Origin of the sequence: Burkholderia sp. Bp9140 (genome assembly GCF_003853425.1) — a bacterium.
GTDB lineage: Bacteria > Pseudomonadota > Gammaproteobacteria > Burkholderiales > Burkholderiaceae > Burkholderia.
Genome location: NZ_QTPQ01000001.1, coordinates 159,292 through 180,478, shown reverse-complemented (window position 1 = coordinate 180,478; position 21,187 = coordinate 159,292). Strand labels below are relative to the sequence as shown.

Sequence of the window (21,187 nt, the reverse complement as noted above, 5' to 3'; positions counted from 1 at the left end):
GCCCCTCTCCTCAATGTCCGAACGAAGCCGCCGCGCCGCGCTTCGGCCGCGTCAGCCACATCATCGCGGCGAGCACGAGGCAGGTCATGCTCGCCATCCAGAACATGTCGCCCGTCGCCATCATGTACGCCTGCTGCATCACGACCTGGTGCAGCGTCGTCAGCTCGCGCACGCCGTCCACGCCCATCGCGTTCAGCGTGTGCACGAAGCGCTGCGTGTTGGCCGACGCATGCGTGACCGATTGCGACACGACGTCGTAGTGATAGGTCGCGCGGTTGTCCCACAGCGTCACGCTCATCGCGGTGCCGAACGCGGCGGACAGCGTGCGCAGGAAGTTCGACAGGCTCGACGCGGCCGCGAGCCGGTCGTCGGGAATGCGCGACAGCGTCGCGGCCGTCAGCGGAATGAAGAAGCACGGCAGCCCGATCCCCTGGATCAGTCCGGGCGCGGCGATCTGCGCGAACGTCATCTTCAGCGTGAAATGCGCGTCCCACGCGAGCACGGCCGCGAACACGAGGAAGCCGAACGTCGCCAGCACGCGCGCGTCGAAGCGGTGCGCATGCAGGCCGACGAGAATCGAGAACACGAGCGCAAGCACGCCGAGCGATGCGGTGGCGAGGCCCGCGTGGAACGCGTTGTAGCCCATCACCGCCTGCATCCACAGCGGAAACACGACGCCCACCACCGAGAAGCTCATCATCCCGAGCGAGATGATCAGCACGCAGAACGAGAACGTGCGGTCGCGAAACAGGCTCAGGTCGACGACGGGATGCGTCTCGCCCGCCTCCCAGATCAGCAGCGACACGATCGCGAGCCCCGCGACCACCGCGAGCGTGACGATCAGCGGCGAATCGAACCAGCCCTTGTCGTGACCGAGATCGAGCATCGCCTGCAGCGAGCCGACGCCGATCACGAGCAGCACGATGCCCGGCACGTCGATCGGGCCGGCCGCGCCGCGTTGCGCGTCGGGGCGCAGCATCGCGGTGCAGACCGCGAACGAGAACAGCCCGATCGGCAGGTTGATCAGGAAGATCCACGGCCACGAGAAGCTGTCGACGATCCAGCCGCCGACCACCGGCCCGAAGATCGGCGCGAGCAACACGGTCATCGCCCACAGCGCGAGCGCGACGGTGCGCTTGTCCGGCGGGAACGTGCGCAGCAGGATCGTCTGCGACAGCGGCACCATCGGCCCCGAGCACAGCCCCTGCAGCGCGCGGCAGACCACCAGCACGTGCAGGTCGCGCGCGAGCCCGCACAGCAGCGACGTCAGCGTGAACAGCAGCACCGCGCCGACGAACAGCCGCAGCTCGCCGACGCGCCGCGCGAGCCAGCCGGTCAGCGGCACCGCGATCGCGGCCGCGACCGAATACGAGCTGATCACCCACGTGCCCTGGCTGTTCGAGACGCCGAGACTGCCGGAGATCGCCGGCACCGCGACGTTCGTCACGGTCGAGTCGAGCACTTCGATGAAGGTCGCGAGCGACAGCGCGAAGGTCAGGAGCGCGAGCCGGGCGCCGCGCACCGGCGGCGCGGCGGGGGCGGGTTCGCGCGCATCGAAGGCGGCGGGCGTGTCCTGAAGCGGCGATGCCGTGCTCATGCGCCCGCCATCGCGACCGTGGCCGGCGAGATCGCGCGTCCGTGCTTCGGTGCAAAGCGCTCGATGAAATCCGCGGCCGTCTCGCATCCGTCCGGCGCGGCGTTGATCAGCGCGCGCGTGCGCTCCGCATACAGGGCGAATTCGGGCTCGCTCAGCACGCGCCTGAGCGCCGCACCGAGACGCGCACCGTCGACCGGGCCGTCGACGCGTATGCCGGCACCGCTTGCCGCGACGCGCTGCGCGTTGTCGAACTGATCGTGCGCGAACGGCGTCACGACCTGCGGAATGCCGGCCTCGAACGCGAGCGCCGCGGTGCCGATCCCGCCGTGATGCACGAGCGCGCGGCAACGCGGCAGCAGCGTGCGCATCGGCACGAAGCGGCGCACCAGCAGCCGGTCGCGGTCCGGTGCCGCATCGTGCGGGCTCAGCAGGATCCCGCGCGCGCCGGTCGCACGCAGCGCGTCCGCCACCGCGCGCGCATAGGCCGCGTGATCGACGCGTGTCGAACCGGCCGTGAACACGACCGGGGGCTCACCGGCCGCGAGAAACGCATCGAGTGCCACATCATCGTCGGGTTTCGCAATATCGTTGAACAGCGGAAAGCCGCCTTGCAGAAGACGGGCCGGCCAGTCGCGCTGCGCCGGCGCGAACCAGTCGGGAAACAGGCACAGCACGCCGTCGGTCGAATGCAGCCAGCGGCCCAGCACGCGCCGCGCGGGTGCAAGCCCGAGGTCGCGGCGCACCGCGTTGAGCGCCGGCCCGCAGACGCGGTCGAGCACCTGCCGCTCGATCAGCGTCATCAGCGCCGTCTTCACCGGCAGCGGCCAGCGCGCCGGAATCGTCAGGCGCGGGTGCGTCGGCGGCACGTGCGCGGACAGCAACGTCGACGGCGACACCTGCACCGACACGTACGGCGTGCCGTGCAGCTCCTGCATGAAGCGCGCGGAGAACGCCCACAGGGTGCCGACCAGCACGGTGTCGCGATCGGTCAGCGCGCGCAGCACGTCGTAATGCGGGCGCAGCACGGGCGCGATCACCTGCCACAGCGTGCGGAACGACGTGCGCGGATCCCACAGTGCCGGGTTCGCCATCGCGGCCTCGTACTCGGCCGCGGTGCCGACCGGCACGAACGTGAAACCGCCGCGACGCGCGGCCGCCTCGAACGGCGGATGCGTGCAGAACACGACGTCGTGGCCGCGCATCGCGAGCGCGCGCGCGACGCCGAGCAGCGGATGCACGTCGCCCGCCGAGCCGATCGCGGTCACGATCACCTTCGCCATCGCGCGCCTCGCGGGGATCAATAGAAGCCGGGGATCAGCGCCGCGACCTCGCGGCGGTACTGTGCATACGCCGGCCCGAAATGGCCGGTCAACCAGCTTTCCTCGACGCGCACCTTGTACGCGAGCGACGCGAACACGAGCGCGACGCCGAGCGCGCCGCGCCACTCGCCGCCGATCAGCGCGGCGCCGGCCAGCGCGATCAGGCAGCCGGTGTAGATCGGATGACGCACGAGGCCATACGGCCCGGTGCGCACGAGTTCGTGGTTTTCCTTCAGCGTGACGGACACGCTCCAGTTCGTGCCGAGATGCAGCCGCGCCCACACCGAGAACAGCAGCCCGGCGACGAGCACCGCAAGCCCGCATTGCGCCTGCAGGCCGAAGCGCTGCCAGTCGGGCACGAGCGCGTGCAGCGTCAGGTCGGGCAGGATGATCAGTGCGCCGCCGGCGATCAGCGGAATCGACTGCAGCGTGCGCGAGCGCGACGCCTCCTTGCGCACGGTCGTCTTCACGGCCTGCGACGTCGCGATCCAGTAGGCGAGCCACGCGGCCCAGGGAACGACGATGGCGATGGTCTGAACGATATTCACGGCTGGCCTGCCTCGTGTGGATAGGAATTCGGATGTGCCCGACGTGCCCGGTACGCGACGTGCTGCGTCACGACGACATCGCCGGCATTGGCGCGGACACGCACGCGTGCGCGGCGCCGAGTGCGAGGCCCGCGGCAACGGGCGGTGCATCGCAGAAGAAGTCGAGCAGCGCCGTGCGTGTCGTCTCGCGCTGCGCGCGGCCTTCGATGTCGAGGAAGTGGCCGGCATCGGGAATCGTCGCGAAGCGCGCGCGCGGCACGTGCGCGACGAGCTGGCGGACGTCGGCCGGCGTCGTGTACTCATCGCGCTCGCCGTTCACGAACAGCAGCTCGCAGCCGATGTTCGAGAACTCGCTCAGGTAGCGCTCCGGCTGCAGCGACAGGATCTGGTCGACGTGGAACGCGACCTGGTCCTGCTCGTCGCGCGGCAGGCGCGTCAGGTAGCGGTAGTTGTACAGCTTCATGATGCGCGGCAGGTAGCGGCCTACCGTGTCGTTCAGCAACTGCGCGGCCTTCAGGTTTTCGCCGGCCGCGATGTGGTCGCGGGCGCGCGTCACGTAGTCGACCATCGCGTCATTCAGGAACGGCGAGAACGAACAGATGGCCGCGCGCCGCACGCTCGGGCAGCCGCGCGCGAGTGCGAACAGCGACGCGACGCCGCCCCACGACACCGACACCAGGAACGCGGGTGCGAAGCGCTCGACCAGATGCTGGAGGATCGCGGCCTCGTCGTCCTTCGTCAGGATGAAGCAGCCGGGGTTGTGCTGACGCGACTGCCCCGCATACGGCAGGTCGAAGCAGATCGTGTTCATCCGCTCGCCGAGATACTGGACGGTCTGCCCGAACGATGCGGTCGTCGCGAGCGCGCCGTTGACGAGCATCGCCGTGTCGAACGACGGATCGAACACGTTCCGTTCGACGTAGACCTTCAGACCATTCGGTAGCGGGACCACGTGTTTTTCGGTCGGCATCGTCGTTCTCCGGTGGATGCGGCGTCTCGGCGTCGCGGCATGCTGCAGGTGCGCAATGACTGGCGCCGGCCGTGCCGCGGCCGTTGGCCGCGCCCATTGCCGACGCACCGCGGCAAATACCCGCGGCGCCGATTCATTCCTCGTAATGCGGCGCCATATTAATATGAGCAATATTACTTGCTCAAGTCATCCCAACGATCCCCTCTACTCCACCCTGGAATACGCCCGATTCAAATTTTTTCGGCATTTTTTATGGTAAACGGAATCGATTGCAACGCGACCGCAATCGTTTGCCGGCTCGGCACAATACAAGCCGATTCGCCTCTTGTTCCATTTAAATTCAATCACATACATCAATTCAATCGCCCGATTGAAACGAATTTCCATAAACCACCGATCACAACACCAGGCGTTCTGATTCACGGATTTCTGCGATTCTCACATAACTCGACATTCTTTCGACATGTAATGAATCGAATCCGGAAATTTTCCAAACCATTGAGTCATCCTCGCCGGAATCGTTTTAAACAAACTTAAAATTATTTAACATCCTTTCAATTCTTTTTTTCGCACCTGCACAATCGCGGCAGAACATCGCCCGCCGTCCTCCGGCCTGCCAATTCGCTACCGGACCCTCATTTTTTGTTGATTGAACGATCAATAAAAAACCGCTAAGCTCTCGACTTCCAGGAACGGCCCGTCCGGGCGAAGGAGTTCGCGATGCCGAAAGTCGGAATGCGGGAGATCCGCCGCGCACAGTTGATCGACGCCACGCTGCGCTCGATCGACGAAGCCGGCCTGCCCGGCACGACGCTCGCATCGGTCGCGCAGCGCGCGAACATCTCGACGGGCATCGTCAGCCACTACTTCGGCGACAAGGACGGCCTGCTCGAAGCCACGATGCGGCACGTGCTGCGCGATCTGTGGGCCGCCACCACGCAGCGCCGCGTCGCCGCACGCAAGGACCCGCGTTCGCGGCTGCGCGCGATCGCCGCCGCGAACTTCGACGACACGCAGGTCAGCGCGCCCGTGATGAAGACCTGGCTCGCGTTCTGGTCGCAGAGCATGCACGACCCGATGCTCAAGCGCCTGCAGCACGTCAACACGCGGCGCCTCCATTCGAACCTGTGCGCCGAGTTCGCCAAGGCCCTGCCGCGCGCGAAGGCGCGGGAAGCCGCCAGCGGCCTCGCCGCGCTGATCGACGGCCTGTGGCTGCGCGGCGCGCTCGCCGGCGGCCCGATCGACACCCGGGCTGCACTGAAGCTCGCCCACGATTACATCGACCTGCTGCTCGCGTCCGACTGACGCGTCACGCAGTCGCCAACAAGGAGATCCTCATGTCCGTATACGGTTTGCAGCGCCTCTACATCGGCGGCGGTTACGTCGATGCCACCAGCGGCAAGACTTTCGACACCGTCGATCCCGCCACCGGCGAACTGCTCGCGCAGGTGCAGCAGGCGAGCGCGGCCGACGTCGACCGCGCGGTCGCGTCGGCCCGGGAAGGCCAGCGCGAATGGGCCGCGATGACCGCGATGCAGCGCTCGCGCATCCTCCGGCGCGCGGTCGACCTGCTGCGCGAGCGCAACGACGAACTCGCGGCCATCGAGACGCGCGACACCGGCAAGCCGATCGGCGAGACGCTCGCGGTCGACATCGTCACCGGCGCGGACGTGATCGAGTACTACGCGGGCCTCGCGACCGCGATCGAAGGGCTGCAGGTGCCGCTGCGCGCCGAGTCGTTCGTCTACACGCGCCGCGAGCCGCTCGGCGTGTGCGCGGGCATCGGCGCATGGAACTACCCGATCCAGATCGCATGCTGGAAGACGGCGCCCGCGCTCGCGGCCGGCAATGCGATGGTGTTCAAGCCGAGCGAAGTCACGCCGCTCACCGCGCTGAAGCTCGCGGAAATCTATACGGAAGCCGGCGTGCCGGCCGGCGTGTTCAACGTCGTGCAGGGCGACGGCTCGGTCGGCGCGCTGCTCACCGGTCACCCGGACATCGCGAAGGTGTCGTTCACCGGCGGCGTCGAGACCGGCAAGAAGGTGATGTCGCTGGCCGGCGCGTCGTCGCTGAAGGAAGTGACGATGGAGCTCGGCGGCAAGTCGCCGCTGATCGTGTTCGAGGATGCCGACCTCGACCGCGCGGCCGACATCGCGGTCACCGCCAACTTCTTCAGCTCGGGCCAGGTCTGCACGAACGGCACGCGCGTGTTCGTGCATCGCTCGATCAAGGACGCGTTCACGCAGCGCGTGCTCGAACGCGTGAAGCGGATTCGCGTCGGCAAGCCGACCGACGCCGACACCAACTTCGGCCCGCTCGTGTCGGCCGCGCAGCTCGACAAGGTGCTCGGCTTCATCGAGAGCGGCAAGGCCGAAGGCGCAAAGCTGCTCGCGGGCGGCACGCGCCTGACCGACGGTCACTTCGGCAGCGGCCAGTACGTCGCGCCGACCGTGTTCGGCGACTGCCGCGACGACATGAAGATCGTCCGCGAGGAGATTTTCGGGCCGGTGATGAGCATCCTCGATTTCGAATCGGAGGACGAAGTAATCGCTCGCGCGAACGACACGCGCTACGGCCTCGCGGCCGGCGTGGTGACCGAGAACCTGTCGCGCGCGCACCGCACGATCCACCGCCTCGAAGCCGGCATCTGCTGGATCAACACGTGGGGCGAATCGCCGGCCGAGATGCCGGTTGGCGGATACAAGCAATCCGGTGTCGGACGCGAGAACGGCATCACGACGCTCGAACACTACACTCGAATCAAGTCGGTACAGGTCGAGCTCGGCCGCTACAACCCGGTGTTTTGAGAACGATAGGAGATACCCCGTCATGACGACACGCGAATACGACTACATCATCTGCGGCGCCGGTTCCGCGGGCAACGTGCTCGCGACGCGCCTGACGGAAGATCCGGATGTGACGGTGCTGCTGCTCGAGGCGGGCGGCCCCGACTACCGCTTCGACTTCCGTACGCAGATGCCGGCGGCGCTCGCCTATCCGCTGCAGGGCCGTCGCTACAACTGGGCCTACGAGACCGACCCCGAGCCGCACATGGACAACCGCCGGATGGAATGCGGCCGCGGCAAGGGGCTCGGCGGTTCGTCGCTGATCAACGGGATGTGCTACATCCGCGGCAACGCGCTCGACTACGACAACTGGTCGACGCACAAGGGGCTCGAGAACTGGACGTATCTCGACTGCCTGCCGTACTTCAAGAAGGCCGAGACGCGCGACGTCGGCCCGAACGACTATCACGGCGGCGACGGCCCCGTGTCGGTCACGACCAGCAAGCCGGGCGTGAACCCGCTGTTCGAGGCGATGGTCGATGCGGGCGTGCAGGCCGGCTATCCGCGCACCGACGACCTGAACGGCTATCAGCAGGAAGGCTTCGGCCCGATGGACCGCACCGTCACGCCGAAGGGCCGCCGTGCCAGCACCGCGCGCGGCTACCTCGACCAGGCGAAGGTGCGGTCGAACCTCGAGATCGTCACGCACGCGCTCGCCGATCGCATCCTGTTCGACGGCAAGCGCGCATCGGGCGTCACGTACCTGCGCGGCAGCGAGCGCGCGACCGCGCATGCGCGCCGCGAAGTGCTCGTGTGCAGCGGCGCGATCGCGTCGCCGCAACTGCTGCAGCGCTCGGGCGTCGGCCCCGGCGCGTGGCTGAAGGCACTCGACATCCCGGTCGTGCTCGACCTGCCCGGCGTCGGCCAGAACCTGCAGGATCACCTGGAGATGTACATCCAGTACGAGTGCAAGGAGCCGGTGTCGCTGTATCCGGCGCTGAAGTGGTGGAACCAGCCGAAGATCGGCCTCGAATGGCTGCTGAACGGCACCGGCCTCGGCGCGAGCAACCACTTCGAGGCGGGCGGCTTCATCCGCACGCGCGACGACGACCTGTGGCCGAACATCCAGTATCACTTCCTGCCGGTTGCGATCAACTACAACGGCTCGAACGCGATCGAGATGCACGGCTTCCAGGCGCACGTCGGGTCGATGCGTTCGCCGAGCCGCGGCCGCGTGAAGCTGCGCTCGCGCGATCCGAACGACCATCCGAGCATCCTGTTCAACTACATGGCCGAAGCGCTCGACTGGCGCGAGTTCCGCGATGCGATCCGCGCGACGCGCGAGATCATGCGGCAGCCCGCGCTCGACCGCTATCGCGGCCGCGAGCTGAACCCGGGCGCCGACTGCAAGACCGACAAGGAACTCGACGCGTTCGTGCGGGCTCGCGCGGAAACCGCGTTCCATCCGTCGTGCTCGTGCAAGATGGGCCATGACGACATGGCCGTGGTCGACGAAGAAGGTCGCGTGCACGGGCTGGAAGGACTGCGCGTGGTCGATGCGTCGATCATGCCGATCATCACGACCGGCAACCTGAACGCGCCGACGATCATGATCGCGGAGAAGATCGCGGACAAGATCCGCGGCCGCAAGCCGCTGGCGCGGGTCGATGTGCCTTACTTCGTCGCCAACGGAACGATGGCGCGGAATGTCGCGAAGGCGGTGCGGCAGCCCGAGACGGCGTAACCGCGCCAGCACCCCGCCCCCGTGCACAGCGGCGGCGGCGGCAGCAACATGCACGGCTCGGGGCGTTCTCGCCTCGAGCCGTTTTTCATTGGACGCTGTCGGCGCCCGTACTGAACCGCGTGATGGCCGCCGCCCTCGGCCGCACGCGTTTCGCGCGCACGATCGGATTCGATCGCGACGTCAGGCTCATCGCGCCGCGCAAACGGTCGAACGCGACATCCTCCTTCAATCCGAAGCGGCCGACCGCCGGCCACGCCAGTGTTTCATCGAGCCACGCCTGCCACGCGTCGCCATGGAAGCGGCGTGCGAATTCGCGCACCATGTCCGGCGCCGCGATCACGATGCCCGCCAGCAGGTAATACGCCCAGAAGCTGCCCGCGCCGACGAGCCGGTCGAGCCGGCACGCGGACACCGCCGCGAGCAGGCCGTCCACCGACGCAAGATCGGTGCGACGTTCGCGAATCGCGCGCGCCACGAGATTGTGCTGACCGCCGTACGCGGTAAAGGATATCCCCTGGCCGGCGGCCAGCTCCGCGCAGAACATCGCGAGCGCGGCCATCTCGTCGATGCGTGCGGCATCGTCGCGCGGCCCGCAGACGCGCAGCACGATCGCGTCGATGACGGCCCCCGGCCGGGCCGACGGCTCCACGCAGGCCACCGCGACGGCCGCGCGTCGTTCTCTCAGGTGCTTCGCCGGCGGTGCTTCGCCGTTCGCGCAGGGTTCCCGCGCTTCATGCTCGTCGGCACCGCCACCGCGAGATCCGACGCCGACGGCAATCCGCTCGAGCGCGGCCCAGCCGTCGTCGGGATCGTCGAAGGCCCACGCATCGACGAAGCCATGCGCGGCTTCGAATACCGCGCGCGATCCCGGGCAGCATCGTTCGGCGTGCGCAAGCTGCCGCGCGTCGGGCACGTGCATGCACGCGCCGGGCGGATCGCCCGCGTCGCACACGCAACCGCCGCCGTCCGTCGCAATCCACGGCGCGAGTGCGTGCAGGACGGCGATCGCTTCGTGCGACCGGTTCACGCCCGCCCGCACGCGTGCCGCGCGCGGCGACGGCGGACCGTCCGTTGCGTCGACGTCGGCCGTCGTCACGCAAGCCGCTTCATGCAGATGTTCGATCAGGTACTGCAGCCACGCGGCCGTGCGCAGCCGGTCAGGCGTCGCACCGCGGGCATCGCCATACTTCGCTGGGTCGGTGAGCATGGGTGGTCCGGAATGGTTCTGGCGAATCGGAATGGTGGTTTCGTTTCGGGCTTCGGTCGAAGCAGGCGGCGCGGTGCGTCGCACCGGCCCGCTGCATGGCCACCTGCATCGGATCGCGAAGCAGGCGGCCAGCCGATCGTCGCGCCGATACGCGCGACGACGCGAACGCATCGAGAAACCGGAACGCCCGCCGCACATCCTTGCACGGCCCTCGTCCATGGCGGGCGCCCGGCCTCGATCACGCGACGCTTACTGCACGTGGAACTTCGGCGACGTGGCGACCGTGCCGCTGACCGTGCAGTCCGGCGTCAGCACCGCGTTGTTGAACGTCAGCGACGAGTTCGGATCGCTCCACGTCGTCACGACCTTGCTCGGCCCGCAAGTGCCGAGCAGCGACACGGTCACCTTCGCATTGTTGATGGACAGTTGCGTCGTGCTGTCGGCCTGGCCCGTCCACGGCGCCGCGCTGGTCGCGCTGCCGCTGATCAGGCCGCACGTCGCACCGCCCGTGAACGTGGTCGACGTGATGTTGACGATGCCCGTCGAGGAGATCGTGCCGTTGAACGTCGCGTTGCAACTCGCGTTGATCGCCCCCTTGGCCAGGACCGTGAGGCCCGTCGCGGAGAACGGCTCCCCGTTCGGATTCATGGCCTGACCATCGGCGCGCGAAACGGTCACGGCGAAAGCAGGCGCGGCCGACACCGCGGTGAATGCCACTGCAGCAACAAGCGATACGATTTTGCGAATGCTCATTTGAACTGCCCCCTCTCTTCACAAATGGCGGCACGCCGCCAGGAACGCGACGTCCCGGCCGGATTGCCCCGGCCGCTCGGTCGCAGGAAGCCGCCGGCACGCGTGCTGCGCGCCGGGCGGCTCAGAACTTGTAGGAAATCCCGACGAACGTGATCAGCGGATCGGCCTTCAGCCGCGTGCGCGTGGTCGCGAGCGTCGACCCGTCGGCGGCCTTGATCACGAGCGACGAATAGGTCTTCAGCGGCATGTAGGTCAGCGTCGCCGTGAGCCCCCAGTGCTTGTCGATCGCATAGCTCGCGCCGACGTTGTAGACCGGCGTGAACGACGACGACGCCTTGCCCTCCACCGACGTCGGCCCCGGTTTGCCGGCCCCGGCAGCCAGCACGCTGCCGAGGTTTTCGTTGATGTCCTTCGCGAAGTTGCCGTTCAGTTCGATGTTGCTGAACCAGCTGTAGGCCACGCCGATCCCGACGAACGGACGGAACTTCGCAGTCGGTGCATTGAAGTAGTACTGCAGAATGATCGTGGGGCTCCACTGCCGCGCATTCTTCACGGCCGGCTGATTCGCCGGATTGTCCATATTGACGCTGCCGAGCGCGCCGGCCGGGCCCGGCGGCCGGATCACGCCGTGTCCGGTCAGCGTGAACTCGGGCGGTACGCCGAGCACCGACGTCACCGCGATATGGTCGGTGAAGAAGTGCGTGAGCGTGAGGCCGACCGTATCGGCGTTGTTGACCGTCAGGCTCGTGCCCGGCGACGTGAACGACCCGGGCAGCCGCAGCGGCCCGTTGATCGGCATGTTTGCGAGATTCGTCGTCAGCCCGTTGGTCGAATCCTGCGGCATGATGTGCAGCCAGCCCAGCGTCGCGACGTTGTCGCCCGCCTGCTGGGCCGATGCGAGCGTCGACACGCCTGCGACGACACCTGCGGCAATCAGCTTCTTCATGAAGTCTCCCCCTCATTCTGTCCGGGCGCCGCGCACCTGCGCGCGGCGCCACCGTGTCTCCATCCGCGCGTGGTCACTGCACGAACGCACCGACCGTGAAGTACGGATTGCTCGTATCGGCCATGTCGAGGAAGCCGAACACGCCGCCGGTGAACACGAACTTGCCGGTTGCCGGCCCCGATGCCGCGTCCGCATGCACGGTCGTCACGACGCCCGGCACCTGCTGCGTGTAATCGAGGTTCAGCGCGCGCGTGAGCGCGGCCTGCGATGCGTTGAACGGGTCGAGCAGCGTCGCCTGCGCGCCGACGAGCGCGGTCGCGCGATAGTTGAATGCGCTGTCGACGCCCGTGTACTCGCCGTTCTGCGAGCCCTGCGCGACCGCCGCCCGCGGGCTCAGGAACGAGATGCCCGATTCGTCGTCCGCGCTCGGCGGGCCCTGCGTGAGGTCCGCGTTCGCGGCGCCGGTGCGGATGAAGATCGGCACGAGCTGGTTGCGCAGCTTGCCGACGATCAGGATTCCCTTGCCGGCCTTCGCCGGATCGAGCGCGGCGAGCGTCGGCGGAATCTGCGGCTGGTAGTTCAGCGACTGGAACGCCGGCGCATCGGCACGCAGCGTGAACGGCTGGTTCACGGTCGCGCTCGACGCGAGCGGCTGCCCGCCGTTCTTCCTGCCGAAGTTGTCGGTCTCGACGTAGCTGCCGTCGGCGTTGATCGTCACCTGCTGGTCGAGCGCCACCGGCTGGAAGTTCTGCGACGGCACCTGGTGGTAGCCGAGCTGGTTGTACGTGCCGGCGATCTTCGACAGGTCGGTTTCGAGCGACGAGAAGCTGATGAACGGGTAATACGGAAACGTCGTCTTCGCAATCCTGCCGACGCCGATCACGCCGTCGAACTGGATCGTCGCGCCGGGAATCGCGCCGCCCAGCACGCCTTCGCCGAGGAACAGGCGTGCCGGCCGGCTCGGGTCGAGGCTCGCGTTCTGCATCCGGAACGTGCACTGGTTCAGCTTCACGGTCGGCAGGCCGGTCTCGTCGGCCAGCGTGCCGTCGACGACGTTGGCCGGCGCCGTGTCGCGCGTCGGCTGCACCGTGCCGGTGGTGGCCGGCACCGGCGATGCAAGGTAGGTCATCCGGTACGTCATCTTCGTCGTGTCGAGCTGCACCTTCACGAGTTCGCCCGAGCCGGACCCGCCGATGAACACCGTGTTGTAGTCGATGGTCTGCGGGCACAGCCGGACTACCGGCGCGGGCGGCGGGTCGCCGTCGCCACCGCAGGCAACCAGCACGGGCGCGAGCGATGCCGCGGCCATCCAATGCTTCACATTCATAGGAATCCTCTTGAATTTCGATTCGCCGGCGGCGACGCGTGCGCCGCCGGTGTTCCGGGTTCAGTGCGCCGTTACTGGACGAATGCGCCGACCGTGAAGAACGGGTTGACCTTGTTGTTGTTGACGACCATCGCGTAGACATTCCCGGCCGTCACGAGCCAGCCCGTGTCGCCCTTGCCGAAGATCGCCACGTTGCCGTTCGCGCCCTTCGCGTTGAAGTCCTGCGCGACCGTGACCTTGATCTTGCCGGGCGTGGCCTGCGTGTAGTCGAGTGCGAATTGCGAGCTCACCGACGACGTCTGCGGATCGATGAACGCCGCGGTGGCGCCCTGGAACAGCGTCGACGTGTAGTTCGCGGCGATCGTCGACACGGCGGTGCCGTCGTTGCAGCTGCCCGCCTCCGAATAGAACGCGCCATTGGTGAACGTGCCGGGCAGGTCGGGGTGCGGCACATGTACGTCGAAGCTCGGGCCCGCCGTCGCCAGCGCGTTCGCCTGGCCGGTCGATGTCACGACGCCGCATGCGGACGCACTGGTCGCGCCGATGTAGCCGCCCTTCAGGGAATTCGCGGCGATCGCGGTCGTCGACGAAAGCATCGAGATGCCGACTTCGGGATCGGCGACGGACGCGAGCAGATTGCCCGCATCGACGTGGTTGTAGCCGACGCGGATCACGACCGGCACACGCACGCCATTCAGCTTGCCGACGATCATGATGCCCTTCGCCTGACTCGGCGCGATCACGAGCGACGCGCCCTGCCCCGCGAGCGGATACACGGGCGTGCCGAACGGGTTCGCCACCGCATTGCTCACGAACACGTTGTCGCTCGATCCATCCGCGTTCTTGCGCCGCGTCCACGGCGATCCGGTCGTCTGGCACGAGTAGTCGCTGTTCGGCGTGATCGTGCACGAGCCGTCCGCATTGAACGTCTGGTTCCAGTTGACGACGTCCGGCTCCCAGCCGACCGGCCCGTTCGCGCTCTGCGCATTGCCGCCGAGCGGCGACAGGTGGATGCCCACTTCGTTGTAGTTGCCCGCGACCTTCGTGAAATCGGTCTCGGTGTCGGTGAAGCCGATGAACGGATAGAAATCGAACGTGCGCGACGGCACGGTGCCCAGGAACAGCCCCGGCAGGAGTTCGATGCCTGGAAACGCGATCGTCGCGCCCGGAATCCCGCCGCCGACCACCCCGTTCCCGACGAACAGCATCGGCGGATCGGTGCGCTTGATCGTCACCGAATACGCGCCGTCGCTCGTCGCGCCGCTGTCGAGCACGAACGCGCAGCGGTTCTGCTCGGCCGTCGGCAGGTTGGCCGGATGATGGAACGCGCCGCTGATCGTCAGGCCCGCACGCGTGTCGTTGACCTGCCCCGCCGAGGTCGGCACCGACGATTCGATGAACTGCATCTGGTAGGTGAGCTTCGTCGTGTCGAACTTCACCTTCACGTATTCGCCGCTGCCGGAACCACCCGTGTAGGTGGTCGTGTAATCGAGCGAATCCGGACACAGCTTCGTCACGACGGGCGGCGTCGTTTCGGCACCGCTCGGCCCGCATGCGCTGCCCGAGCACTGCGGCACGTTGATCGGGCCCGGATCGTCGCCGCCGCCGCAACCGGCGACGAACGGCAGCGCCAGCACGGCGCACGACAGGACCGCCTTCCGCCATTCAGGAATGCAAAGCATCAACCCCTCCTTTTCAGATACGACAGGTCTCGTCCGGACGGGCTGCGTGGCCCGCCGGTTGGTATCGCGCCGCCGCGAGCGTGCGCGGCGCATGACGATGCGCGCAATGCGCGCCGCGTTGCAGGTCGAGCAGATGCGATCACGACCGCCGCGGCAGGCAAGCGCTATCCGGCGGCGCCGTCATGCGGCACGGCGCCATCGGGGAAGTCGAAACGGAATGGGGGGCGTCGCTACAGCGGCAACGCGATGCGATGACGCAGGCGCGCGACTCGCGTCGCGCCCGCATCCAGCGAAAAACGCGGAAACGGCAGTGCTGCCGGGCCCTCGGATAGGCGTCTCATGTATTGGTCTCCGTACGTACGCTTGATTCGTTATCGTGATGCGTCGTTTTCGAGACTATGATCGGACGAAACGCACAAGTAAATGGATGCAGAGTTCCAAACGCGCCGCCCCCCTCGATCCTAGTGCGTGCAGGGTGTTTGACAATTTTTCAAACGGCCTTCAATTTATTTGCTCAGACAAATACCCGAGCGGTACAACGCGTGTTCGAATGACGGCGGTCGACCCGCGCGAGGCCCGGCGGGCCGGCCTTTGGCGGCCCGCGCGCATGCCGCGGCGCCCTCTTGCAAGTCGATGATCACGAGCGTGCCGCGGCTGCCGGGCAGCACCGCGCCCGCTGCCGTGCGCACGCGCGATCGCCGTCCGATCGAGCGAAAACGGCGCGCATTGTTCGCTCGATTCAAATAAAGCATCGCATTATTGACTGGCACCCGGGCATTTCCCGCAAATCCCGCACCGGCATCACATACCCTTTCCGTCAAAATGCAATTCCATCTTCCGATTGCTAATATGGCGGTCCTGCGATCCCGCACCACAACGCCGTTCGACATGACGCCCGTTCGCCATGCCGCCCCCGACACCGGCCGCTTCACGGCGGCGGCACCGGGCACGCGCGGCGCGCGGCGTCGGACCGACCGGCCGTGCCATCCGTGAGCATGCAACCGATCCTTTCCGTCTCCGACCTCTCCAAGACTTACGCGTCCGGCTTCCAGGCGCTGAAGCACGTGACCCTCGACATCCGCCCCGGCGAGATCTTCGCGCTGCTCGGGCCGAACGGCGCGGGCAAGACCACGCTGATCGGCTCGATCTGCGGCATCGTCACGCCGACCGAAGGCCGCGTGACGGTCGGCGGCCACGACATCCGCGATCAATACCGCGCCGCCCGCGAAATGATCGGCCTCGTGCCGCAGGAGCTGACGACCGACGCGTTCGAAACCGTCTGGGCGACCGTGTCGTTCAGCCGCGGCCTGTTCGGCAAGGCGCCCGATCCGGCGCACATCGAGAAGACGCTGAAGGCGCTGTCGCTGTGGGACAAGCGCGACAACAAGCTGATGACGCTGTCGGGCGGCATGAAGCGCCGCGTGATGATCGCGAAGGCGCTGTCGCACGAGCCGCGCATCCTGTTCCTCGACGAGCCGACGGCCGGCGTCGACGTCGAGTTGCGCCGCGACATGTGGAAGCTGGTCGACTCGCTGCGCGAAAGCGGCGTGACGATCCTGCTGACCACGCACTACATCGAGGAAGCCGAGGAAATGGCCGACCGGATCGGCATCATCCTCGGCGGCGAACTCGTGCTCGTCGAAGAAAAGCGCGAGCTGATGCGCAAGCTCGGCAAGAAGCAGCTGACCGTGCAGCTCGAGCATCCGCTCGCGACCGTGCCGGCCGAACTCGCCACATTCGGGCTCGACCGCGCGGACGACGGCGCGGCGCTCGTCTATACGTACGACTCGCAGCGCGACGACGCGAGCATCGCCAAGCTGATCAACGCGCTCGGCTCGGCCGGCATCGGTTTTCGCGACCTGCATACGACGCAGAGCTCGCTCGAGGACATTTTCGTCAGCCTGATCGACAACCGCCGCAACGGCGCACAAGGGGCGTAACGCACATGGCGCACTGGAATTTCCACGGCATCCGCGCGATCTACCGCGCCGAAATGGCCCGCACGCGCCGCACGCTGATGCAGAGCATCATCGCGCCGGTGATCTCGACGTCGCTGTACTTCGTCGTGTTCGGCTCGGCGATCGGCTCGCGCATCAGCGACGTGAACGGAATCGGCTACGGGTCGTTCATCGTGCCGGGCCTCGTGATGCTGTCGCTGCTGTCGCAGAGCATCTCGAACGCGTCGTTCGGTATCTACTTCCCGCGCTTCACGGGCACGATCTACGAGATCCTGTCGGCGCCCGTGTCGTACTGGGAGATCGTGATCGCGTATGTGGGCGCGGCCGCGTCGAAGTCGCTGCTGCTCGGGCTGATCATCCTCGCGACGGCCGGCCTGTTCGTGCCGCTGCACATCCTGCATCCGTTCTGGATGGTGCTGTTCCTCGTGCTGACGTCGATCACCTTCAGCCTGTTCGGCTTCGTGATCGGCATCTGGGCCGACAGCTTCGAGAAGCTGCAGCTCGTGCCGCTGCTGATCATCACGCCGCTCACGTTCCTCGGCGGCAGCTTCTATTCGGTCGACATGCTGCCGCCCGCGTGGCGCATCGTCACGCTGTTCAACCCGATCGTCTACCTGATCAGCGGCTTCCGCTGGTCGTTCTACGGGCTCGCGGACGTGCACGTGGGGATCAGCCTCGCGGCGACCACGCTGTTCCTCGCGATCCTGCTCGCGATCGTCGCGTGGATGTTCCGCACCGGCTACAAGCTGAAGAACTGACGCGGCCCGGCCGCGGGGTCGCCCCGGTTCGCGGATCCGGGACAGCGCTGATAGACTGATTCGGAAGATCGACCGCTGCCGCTTGCCGCACCGCAACCCGCGGTGCGCGGGCGGCGCGGCTCCCCCTTCCCTGCGCGAGGATCCCCCGATGAGCGCCTCCCGAATCGACGCCGTCCGCGACGGCCTGTTTCGCGCGACGACCTACGTCGACACGCTGAACCTGTGCTTCAGCCAGTTCTTCGTACGATCGCCGCACGGTGACGTGCTGTGCGTCGAAACGGGCACCCGTTCCAATTTCACGCAACTGAGCGCGGCGCTCGACACCGTCGGCATCGCGCCGTCGATGGTCAGCAGCGTGATCGTCCCGCACTTCGAGGCCGACGAAATGGGCGCGCTGCCCGACTTCCTCGCGGTCAACCCGGCGCTCGTCGCGTACGGACATCCGATGTGTACCTGGGGACTCGCCGACGTGTTCGGCGTGCGCACGATTGCGCTGAAGGACGGCGAGCCGACGACACTGTCGGGCACCGGCGTCGTGCCGGTCTTCACGAAGCACGTGCATCAGTGGGATGCGCTCGTCGTGTATCTGCCGGCGTACAAGGCGTTGCTGTCGTCGGACATCCTGATGCGCTTCGGCAGGGAGGAGACCGGCGACCCGCTGCCCGCGATCCTCGACGCAATCACGCGCTCGGACTACCTGCCGTCGCTCGCGCACCTGGCGAGCGCGCTGCGCCGCATCCAGGCGCTCGATCTCGACATCATCCTGCCGATGCACGGCCCGGCGATCACGCACGACATTCCGCGCGTGATCGCCGGTGTGATTGCTCATTGCGAGGCGGCCGCCGCAGCGTAGCGCTCACGCGCCCGCGGGCGGGCGGCTCGCCGGTCAAACGCCGGTCACGACGTATTCGGCGGCCGCCTTGCTCTGGATCGCGGCCATCACCGCGAGTTCCCGCTTGCTGCGCGGCTCGCCGGACACGACGCCCGTCGCTTGCTTGGCCTTCGCGCCGAGCGGAAAGAACACGAACGACGCGCCGTCCGGTGCGCCCGGTTCGGCCCGCAGGCGTTTGTTCAGAATCTTCAGGTACTTTTTCTTCGAGACTTCCTTCGTTGCCATGGCGCCCTCCGCATGAATGTAATGCTGATCAGCATACCAGTTTTGACCGGCGATTCCGGCACGCCGCCGCGCGATCGATCCGCACTGGAATGGATCGGCTTACGCGGCTCGCCGCGTCAGGCCGCGGCTGCATGTCGTCCCCACGACCATCGTCCGCCCCCGTTACCGGTCATCGAATTTCCTTGGCGTGCGATGTCGATTCGCGCGATCGCCGCGCGTCGTAGTGCCGTAACCGCTCGTTTTGCCGTCCGCACGGCCGGCGACAGCGGATTCCCCTTTTCCCGTTCAAGGAGTCCAACAATGCGCGTCATGGTGATCGTCAAGGCAACGGCCTTTTCCGAATCGGGCGCGATGCCCGATACCGAACTGCTGGCCGCGATGGGCCAGTACAACGAGGAACTCGTGAAAGCCGGCGTGATGCTCGCCGGCGAAGGGCTCCATCCGAGTTCGCGCGGCAAGCGCGTGCATTTCTCCGGCAAGGACCGGACCGTCATCGACGGCCCGTTCGCCGAGACCAAGGAACTGATCGCCGGCTACTGGCTATGGCAGGTGAATTCAATGGAAGAAGCGGTCGAATGGGTCAAGCGCTGCCCGAATCCGATGCCGAGCGAATCGGACATCGAGATTCGCCAGATCTTCTCGCCCGAGGACTTCGGCGAAGCATTCACGCCGGAGCTGCAGGAACAGGAGGCGCGGCTGCGCGCGGAGATGGACCGTCAGCACAACGCATGAGCCGGCCCGGGCCGGGCGCCTCCGCGGCAACGATGCGGGCGTCCCGGCCGAATCGTCCGAACCAGTGGATCGACGGGGATTGACGGCACCTCGCTTAGTAACGTATCGTTTTGACACGTTACTAAGCGAGGTGCTTTCGTCATGCATTCCCGTTTCGACCGTTTTCGCGCGACGCCGCTCGGCGCGCAGCTCGAAGCGCTGATCGCGCAGCCCGAGCGCTATGTCGAATTCGCGGCGCTGTCGCGCGTCGGCGTCGCCGCGATCGGCGCGATCCAGCACGAGATCGCGCACAAGTTCCCCGAAATCGAAGCCGATACGACCGCCCGCCAGTTCTGCGGCGCGATGGTCGCCGACGTGATGCGCCGTCACGGGCACGACGTCGTGCAGGCGCGCGGCCGGATCGGCGGCGCACTGTTCAGCTACGGCGCGGTGTTCAGCGCGTATCCGCAGGTGCTGCCGTTCGCCGGCGTCGTTGCCGCGCTGGCCGCGATGCCAGCCCGGATCGCCGCGTATGCCGCGCAGGTTCCCGCCGCGCTCGCCACGCGCCGCCCGGCCGGCACGGGCTTCTCGCTCATCGAACATGCGTGTCACTTGCGCGACCTCGACGCCGTGTTCGCCGAACGCATCGATGTCGTGCGCACGCACGAGCTGCCGGTGATCGCGTCCGTCGACGGCACCGCGCTCGCCGCACAGCGCGACTACCTCGCCCAGCCGCTCGACGACGCACTCGCCGCATTCCGCACCGGACGCGCCGCGCTGTGCGCGACGGCCGCGGCGCTGCACCCGCCGGAACTCGCACGCTGCGGGTTGCGCGACGGCATCCGGCGCATGTCGCTCGACGAACTCGTGCGCGAGCTGCTCGACCACGACCGCACGCACGTGCTCGAACTCGACGAACTGCTCGCCGAACTCGAATTGCCGCCCCTTGCTTCCTCGGCCGCCGCATGAATGAACCCACCCCGCCCGTCGTCTTCATCCACGGTTTCATCGGCACGTTCGACGTGCCCGAATGGCCCGGCCCGCATCTCGCGCCCGACCTGCTCGGCTACGGCATCCACCGCGGCGCGCCGTTCGACGCGATCACGCTCGCCGCCCAGGTCGAGCATGTGCGGCAGGCCGTCGACGCGCACTACGGCGCGCAGCCGGTCGACCTCGTCGGTCACTCGGTCGGCGGCGCGATCGCGATGCTGTTCGCGCATGCGCATCCGGCGCGCGTGCGCCGGATCGTCAACGTCGAAGGCAACTTCACGCTCGACGATGCGTTCTGGTCGGCGTCGGTCGGCCGCATGTCGCCCGCGCAAGCCGACGCGATGCTCGACGGCCTGCGCGGGGATCCGTCCGGCTGGCTGCGCGGCGCGATCGACGATCCGTCGCCGCGCCAGCTCGACGACGCGCGCCGCTGGCTCGCGCATCAGCCTGCCTCGACGCTGCGCGCGATGGGGCGCTCGGTCGTCGCGACGACCGGCGAACCCGGCTATCTGCAAGCGCTCGCTGAAGTATTCGAGCGCCATCCGGTGTGGCTCGTCGCCGGTGAACGCTCGCGCGCGGGCTGGCATGTGCCGGACTGGGCGCTCGCGCGCTGTGCCGGTTTCGACACGATCGGCGGCTGCGGGCATCTGATACCGGCCGAGCGGCCCACCGCGTTCCGCGAGGCGCTCGCGCGCTGTCTCGACTGACGCGCGCGGCCGCCAGGCTGCGCGCCGGCCACCTGACAACTCGTAGGATTCGCCGAAATTTGGCTGA

Annotated in this window: 19 protein-coding genes; 9 read left to right on the top strand and 10 right to left on the bottom strand. The window is 67.4% G+C overall.

Features of this window, described 5'->3' with window-relative positions; all coding sequences use genetic code 11:
* Positions 1-10: 10 nt before the first annotated feature.
* From DIE21_RS00805 to DIE21_RS00790, 4 genes are all read right to left on the bottom strand, one after another.
* The gene (locus DIE21_RS00805; RefSeq protein WP_124495103.1) at positions 11-1,597 is read right to left on the bottom strand and encodes a DHA2 family efflux MFS transporter permease subunit; all 1,587 of its coding nucleotides are present in this window, start codon (positions 1,595-1,597) and stop codon (positions 11-13) included.
* Entirely contained in the window at positions 1,594-2,877 is a 1,284-nt protein-coding gene (locus tag DIE21_RS00800) for a glycosyltransferase (protein WP_124495101.1), read from the bottom strand. The genes DIE21_RS00805 and DIE21_RS00800 overlap by 4 nt, the downstream gene beginning before the upstream one ends.
* A 17-nt stretch (positions 2,878-2,894) precedes the next feature.
* Positions 2,895-3,464, bottom strand: coding sequence for an isoprenylcysteine carboxylmethyltransferase family protein (locus tag DIE21_RS00795; RefSeq protein ID WP_124495099.1), 570 nt, complete (start codon positions 3,462-3,464; stop codon positions 2,895-2,897).
* 67 nt (positions 3,465-3,531) lie between these two features.
* Positions 3,532-4,434 (bottom strand): alpha/beta fold hydrolase, encoded by a 903-nt coding sequence (locus tag DIE21_RS00790; protein ID WP_124495097.1) that lies wholly within the window; start codon positions 4,432-4,434, stop codon positions 3,532-3,534.
* Between the two features lie 720 nt (positions 4,435-5,154).
* Here DIE21_RS00790 and betI point away from each other — a divergent pair.
* From betI to betA, 3 genes are read left to right on the top strand one after another with little or no spacing between them, the layout of a single operon-like run.
* Entirely contained in the window at positions 5,155-5,739 is a 585-nt protein-coding gene (gene betI / locus DIE21_RS00785) for a transcriptional regulator BetI (RefSeq protein WP_124495095.1), read from the top strand.
* A 32-nt stretch (positions 5,740-5,771) separates the two neighbouring features.
* Complete coding sequence (gene betB, locus DIE21_RS00780) at positions 5,772-7,241, top strand: betaine-aldehyde dehydrogenase (RefSeq protein WP_124495093.1); 1,470 nt, start codon at positions 5,772-5,774, stop codon at positions 7,239-7,241.
* 22 nt (positions 7,242-7,263) lie between these two features.
* Entirely contained in the window at positions 7,264-8,964 is a 1,701-nt protein-coding gene (gene betA / locus DIE21_RS00775; RefSeq protein ID WP_124495091.1) for a choline dehydrogenase, read from the top strand.
* Between the two features lie 85 nt (positions 8,965-9,049).
* Here the strand turns inward: betA and DIE21_RS00770 are convergent, their stop codons facing one another.
* The 5 genes from DIE21_RS00770 to DIE21_RS00750 form a co-directional block, all read right to left on the bottom strand.
* A complete protein-coding gene (locus DIE21_RS00770) occupies positions 9,050-10,171 on the bottom strand; it encodes a hypothetical protein (protein WP_124495089.1) in 1,122 nt (373 codons plus the stop codon).
* Between the two features lie 249 nt (positions 10,172-10,420).
* Positions 10,421-10,924: an activator protein gene (locus tag DIE21_RS00765; RefSeq protein ID WP_124495087.1), complete on the bottom strand. Its 504-nt coding sequence runs from the start codon at positions 10,922-10,924 to the stop codon at positions 10,421-10,423.
* A gap of 121 nt (positions 10,925-11,045) precedes the next feature.
* Entirely contained in the window at positions 11,046-11,870 is an 825-nt protein-coding gene (locus DIE21_RS00760; protein ID WP_124495085.1) for an OmpW family protein, read from the bottom strand.
* A 73-nt stretch (positions 11,871-11,943) separates the two neighbouring features.
* Positions 11,944-13,197: a DUF2957 domain-containing protein gene (locus DIE21_RS00755; protein ID WP_124495083.1), complete on the bottom strand. Its 1,254-nt coding sequence runs from the start codon at positions 13,195-13,197 to the stop codon at positions 11,944-11,946.
* A gap of 71 nt (positions 13,198-13,268) precedes the next feature.
* Positions 13,269-14,879, bottom strand: coding sequence for a DUF2957 domain-containing protein (locus tag DIE21_RS00750; RefSeq protein ID WP_124495081.1), 1,611 nt, complete (start codon positions 14,877-14,879; stop codon positions 13,269-13,271).
* A 995-nt stretch (positions 14,880-15,874) separates the two neighbouring features.
* On the opposite strand from DIE21_RS00750, the gene DIE21_RS00740 reads away from it, so the two are divergent.
* The 3 genes from DIE21_RS00740 (at position 15,875) to DIE21_RS00730 (ending at position 18,448) form a co-directional block, all read left to right on the top strand.
* Positions 15,875-16,819 (top strand): ABC transporter ATP-binding protein, encoded by a 945-nt coding sequence (locus DIE21_RS00740; RefSeq protein WP_124495079.1) that lies wholly within the window; start codon positions 15,875-15,877, stop codon positions 16,817-16,819.
* 5 nt (positions 16,820-16,824) lie between these two features.
* Positions 16,825-17,595, top strand: coding sequence for an ABC transporter permease (locus DIE21_RS00735; RefSeq protein WP_124495077.1), 771 nt, complete (start codon positions 16,825-16,827; stop codon positions 17,593-17,595).
* A gap of 148 nt (positions 17,596-17,743) precedes the next feature.
* Positions 17,744-18,448, top strand: a complete 705-nt coding sequence (locus DIE21_RS00730; RefSeq protein ID WP_124495075.1) for an MBL fold metallo-hydrolase — start codon at positions 17,744-17,746, stop codon at positions 18,446-18,448.
* A 33-nt stretch (positions 18,449-18,481) separates the two neighbouring features.
* Here the strand turns inward: DIE21_RS00730 and DIE21_RS00725 are convergent, their stop codons facing one another.
* A complete protein-coding gene (locus DIE21_RS00725) occupies positions 18,482-18,712 on the bottom strand; it encodes a hypothetical protein (protein ID WP_124495073.1) in 231 nt (76 codons plus the stop codon).
* Between the two features lie 300 nt (positions 18,713-19,012).
* Between DIE21_RS00725 and DIE21_RS00720 the strand changes: the two genes are divergently transcribed.
* The 3 genes from DIE21_RS00720 (at position 19,013) to DIE21_RS00710 (ending at position 21,120) form a co-directional block, all read left to right on the top strand.
* Positions 19,013-19,444, top strand: coding sequence for a YciI family protein (locus DIE21_RS00720; protein ID WP_124495071.1), 432 nt, complete (start codon positions 19,013-19,015; stop codon positions 19,442-19,444).
* A gap of 141 nt (positions 19,445-19,585) precedes the next feature.
* A complete protein-coding gene (locus DIE21_RS00715; RefSeq protein ID WP_124495069.1) occupies positions 19,586-20,392 on the top strand; it encodes a DinB family protein in 807 nt (268 codons plus the stop codon).
* Positions 20,389-21,120 carry an alpha/beta fold hydrolase gene (locus DIE21_RS00710; protein ID WP_124495067.1) on the top strand — a complete coding sequence of 244 codons (732 nt, stop codon included), beginning with the start codon at positions 20,389-20,391 and terminating at the stop codon, positions 21,118-21,120. Before DIE21_RS00715 ends, DIE21_RS00710 begins: the two co-directional genes overlap by 4 nt.
* The last annotated feature ends 67 nt before the right edge of the window (positions 21,121-21,187 follow it).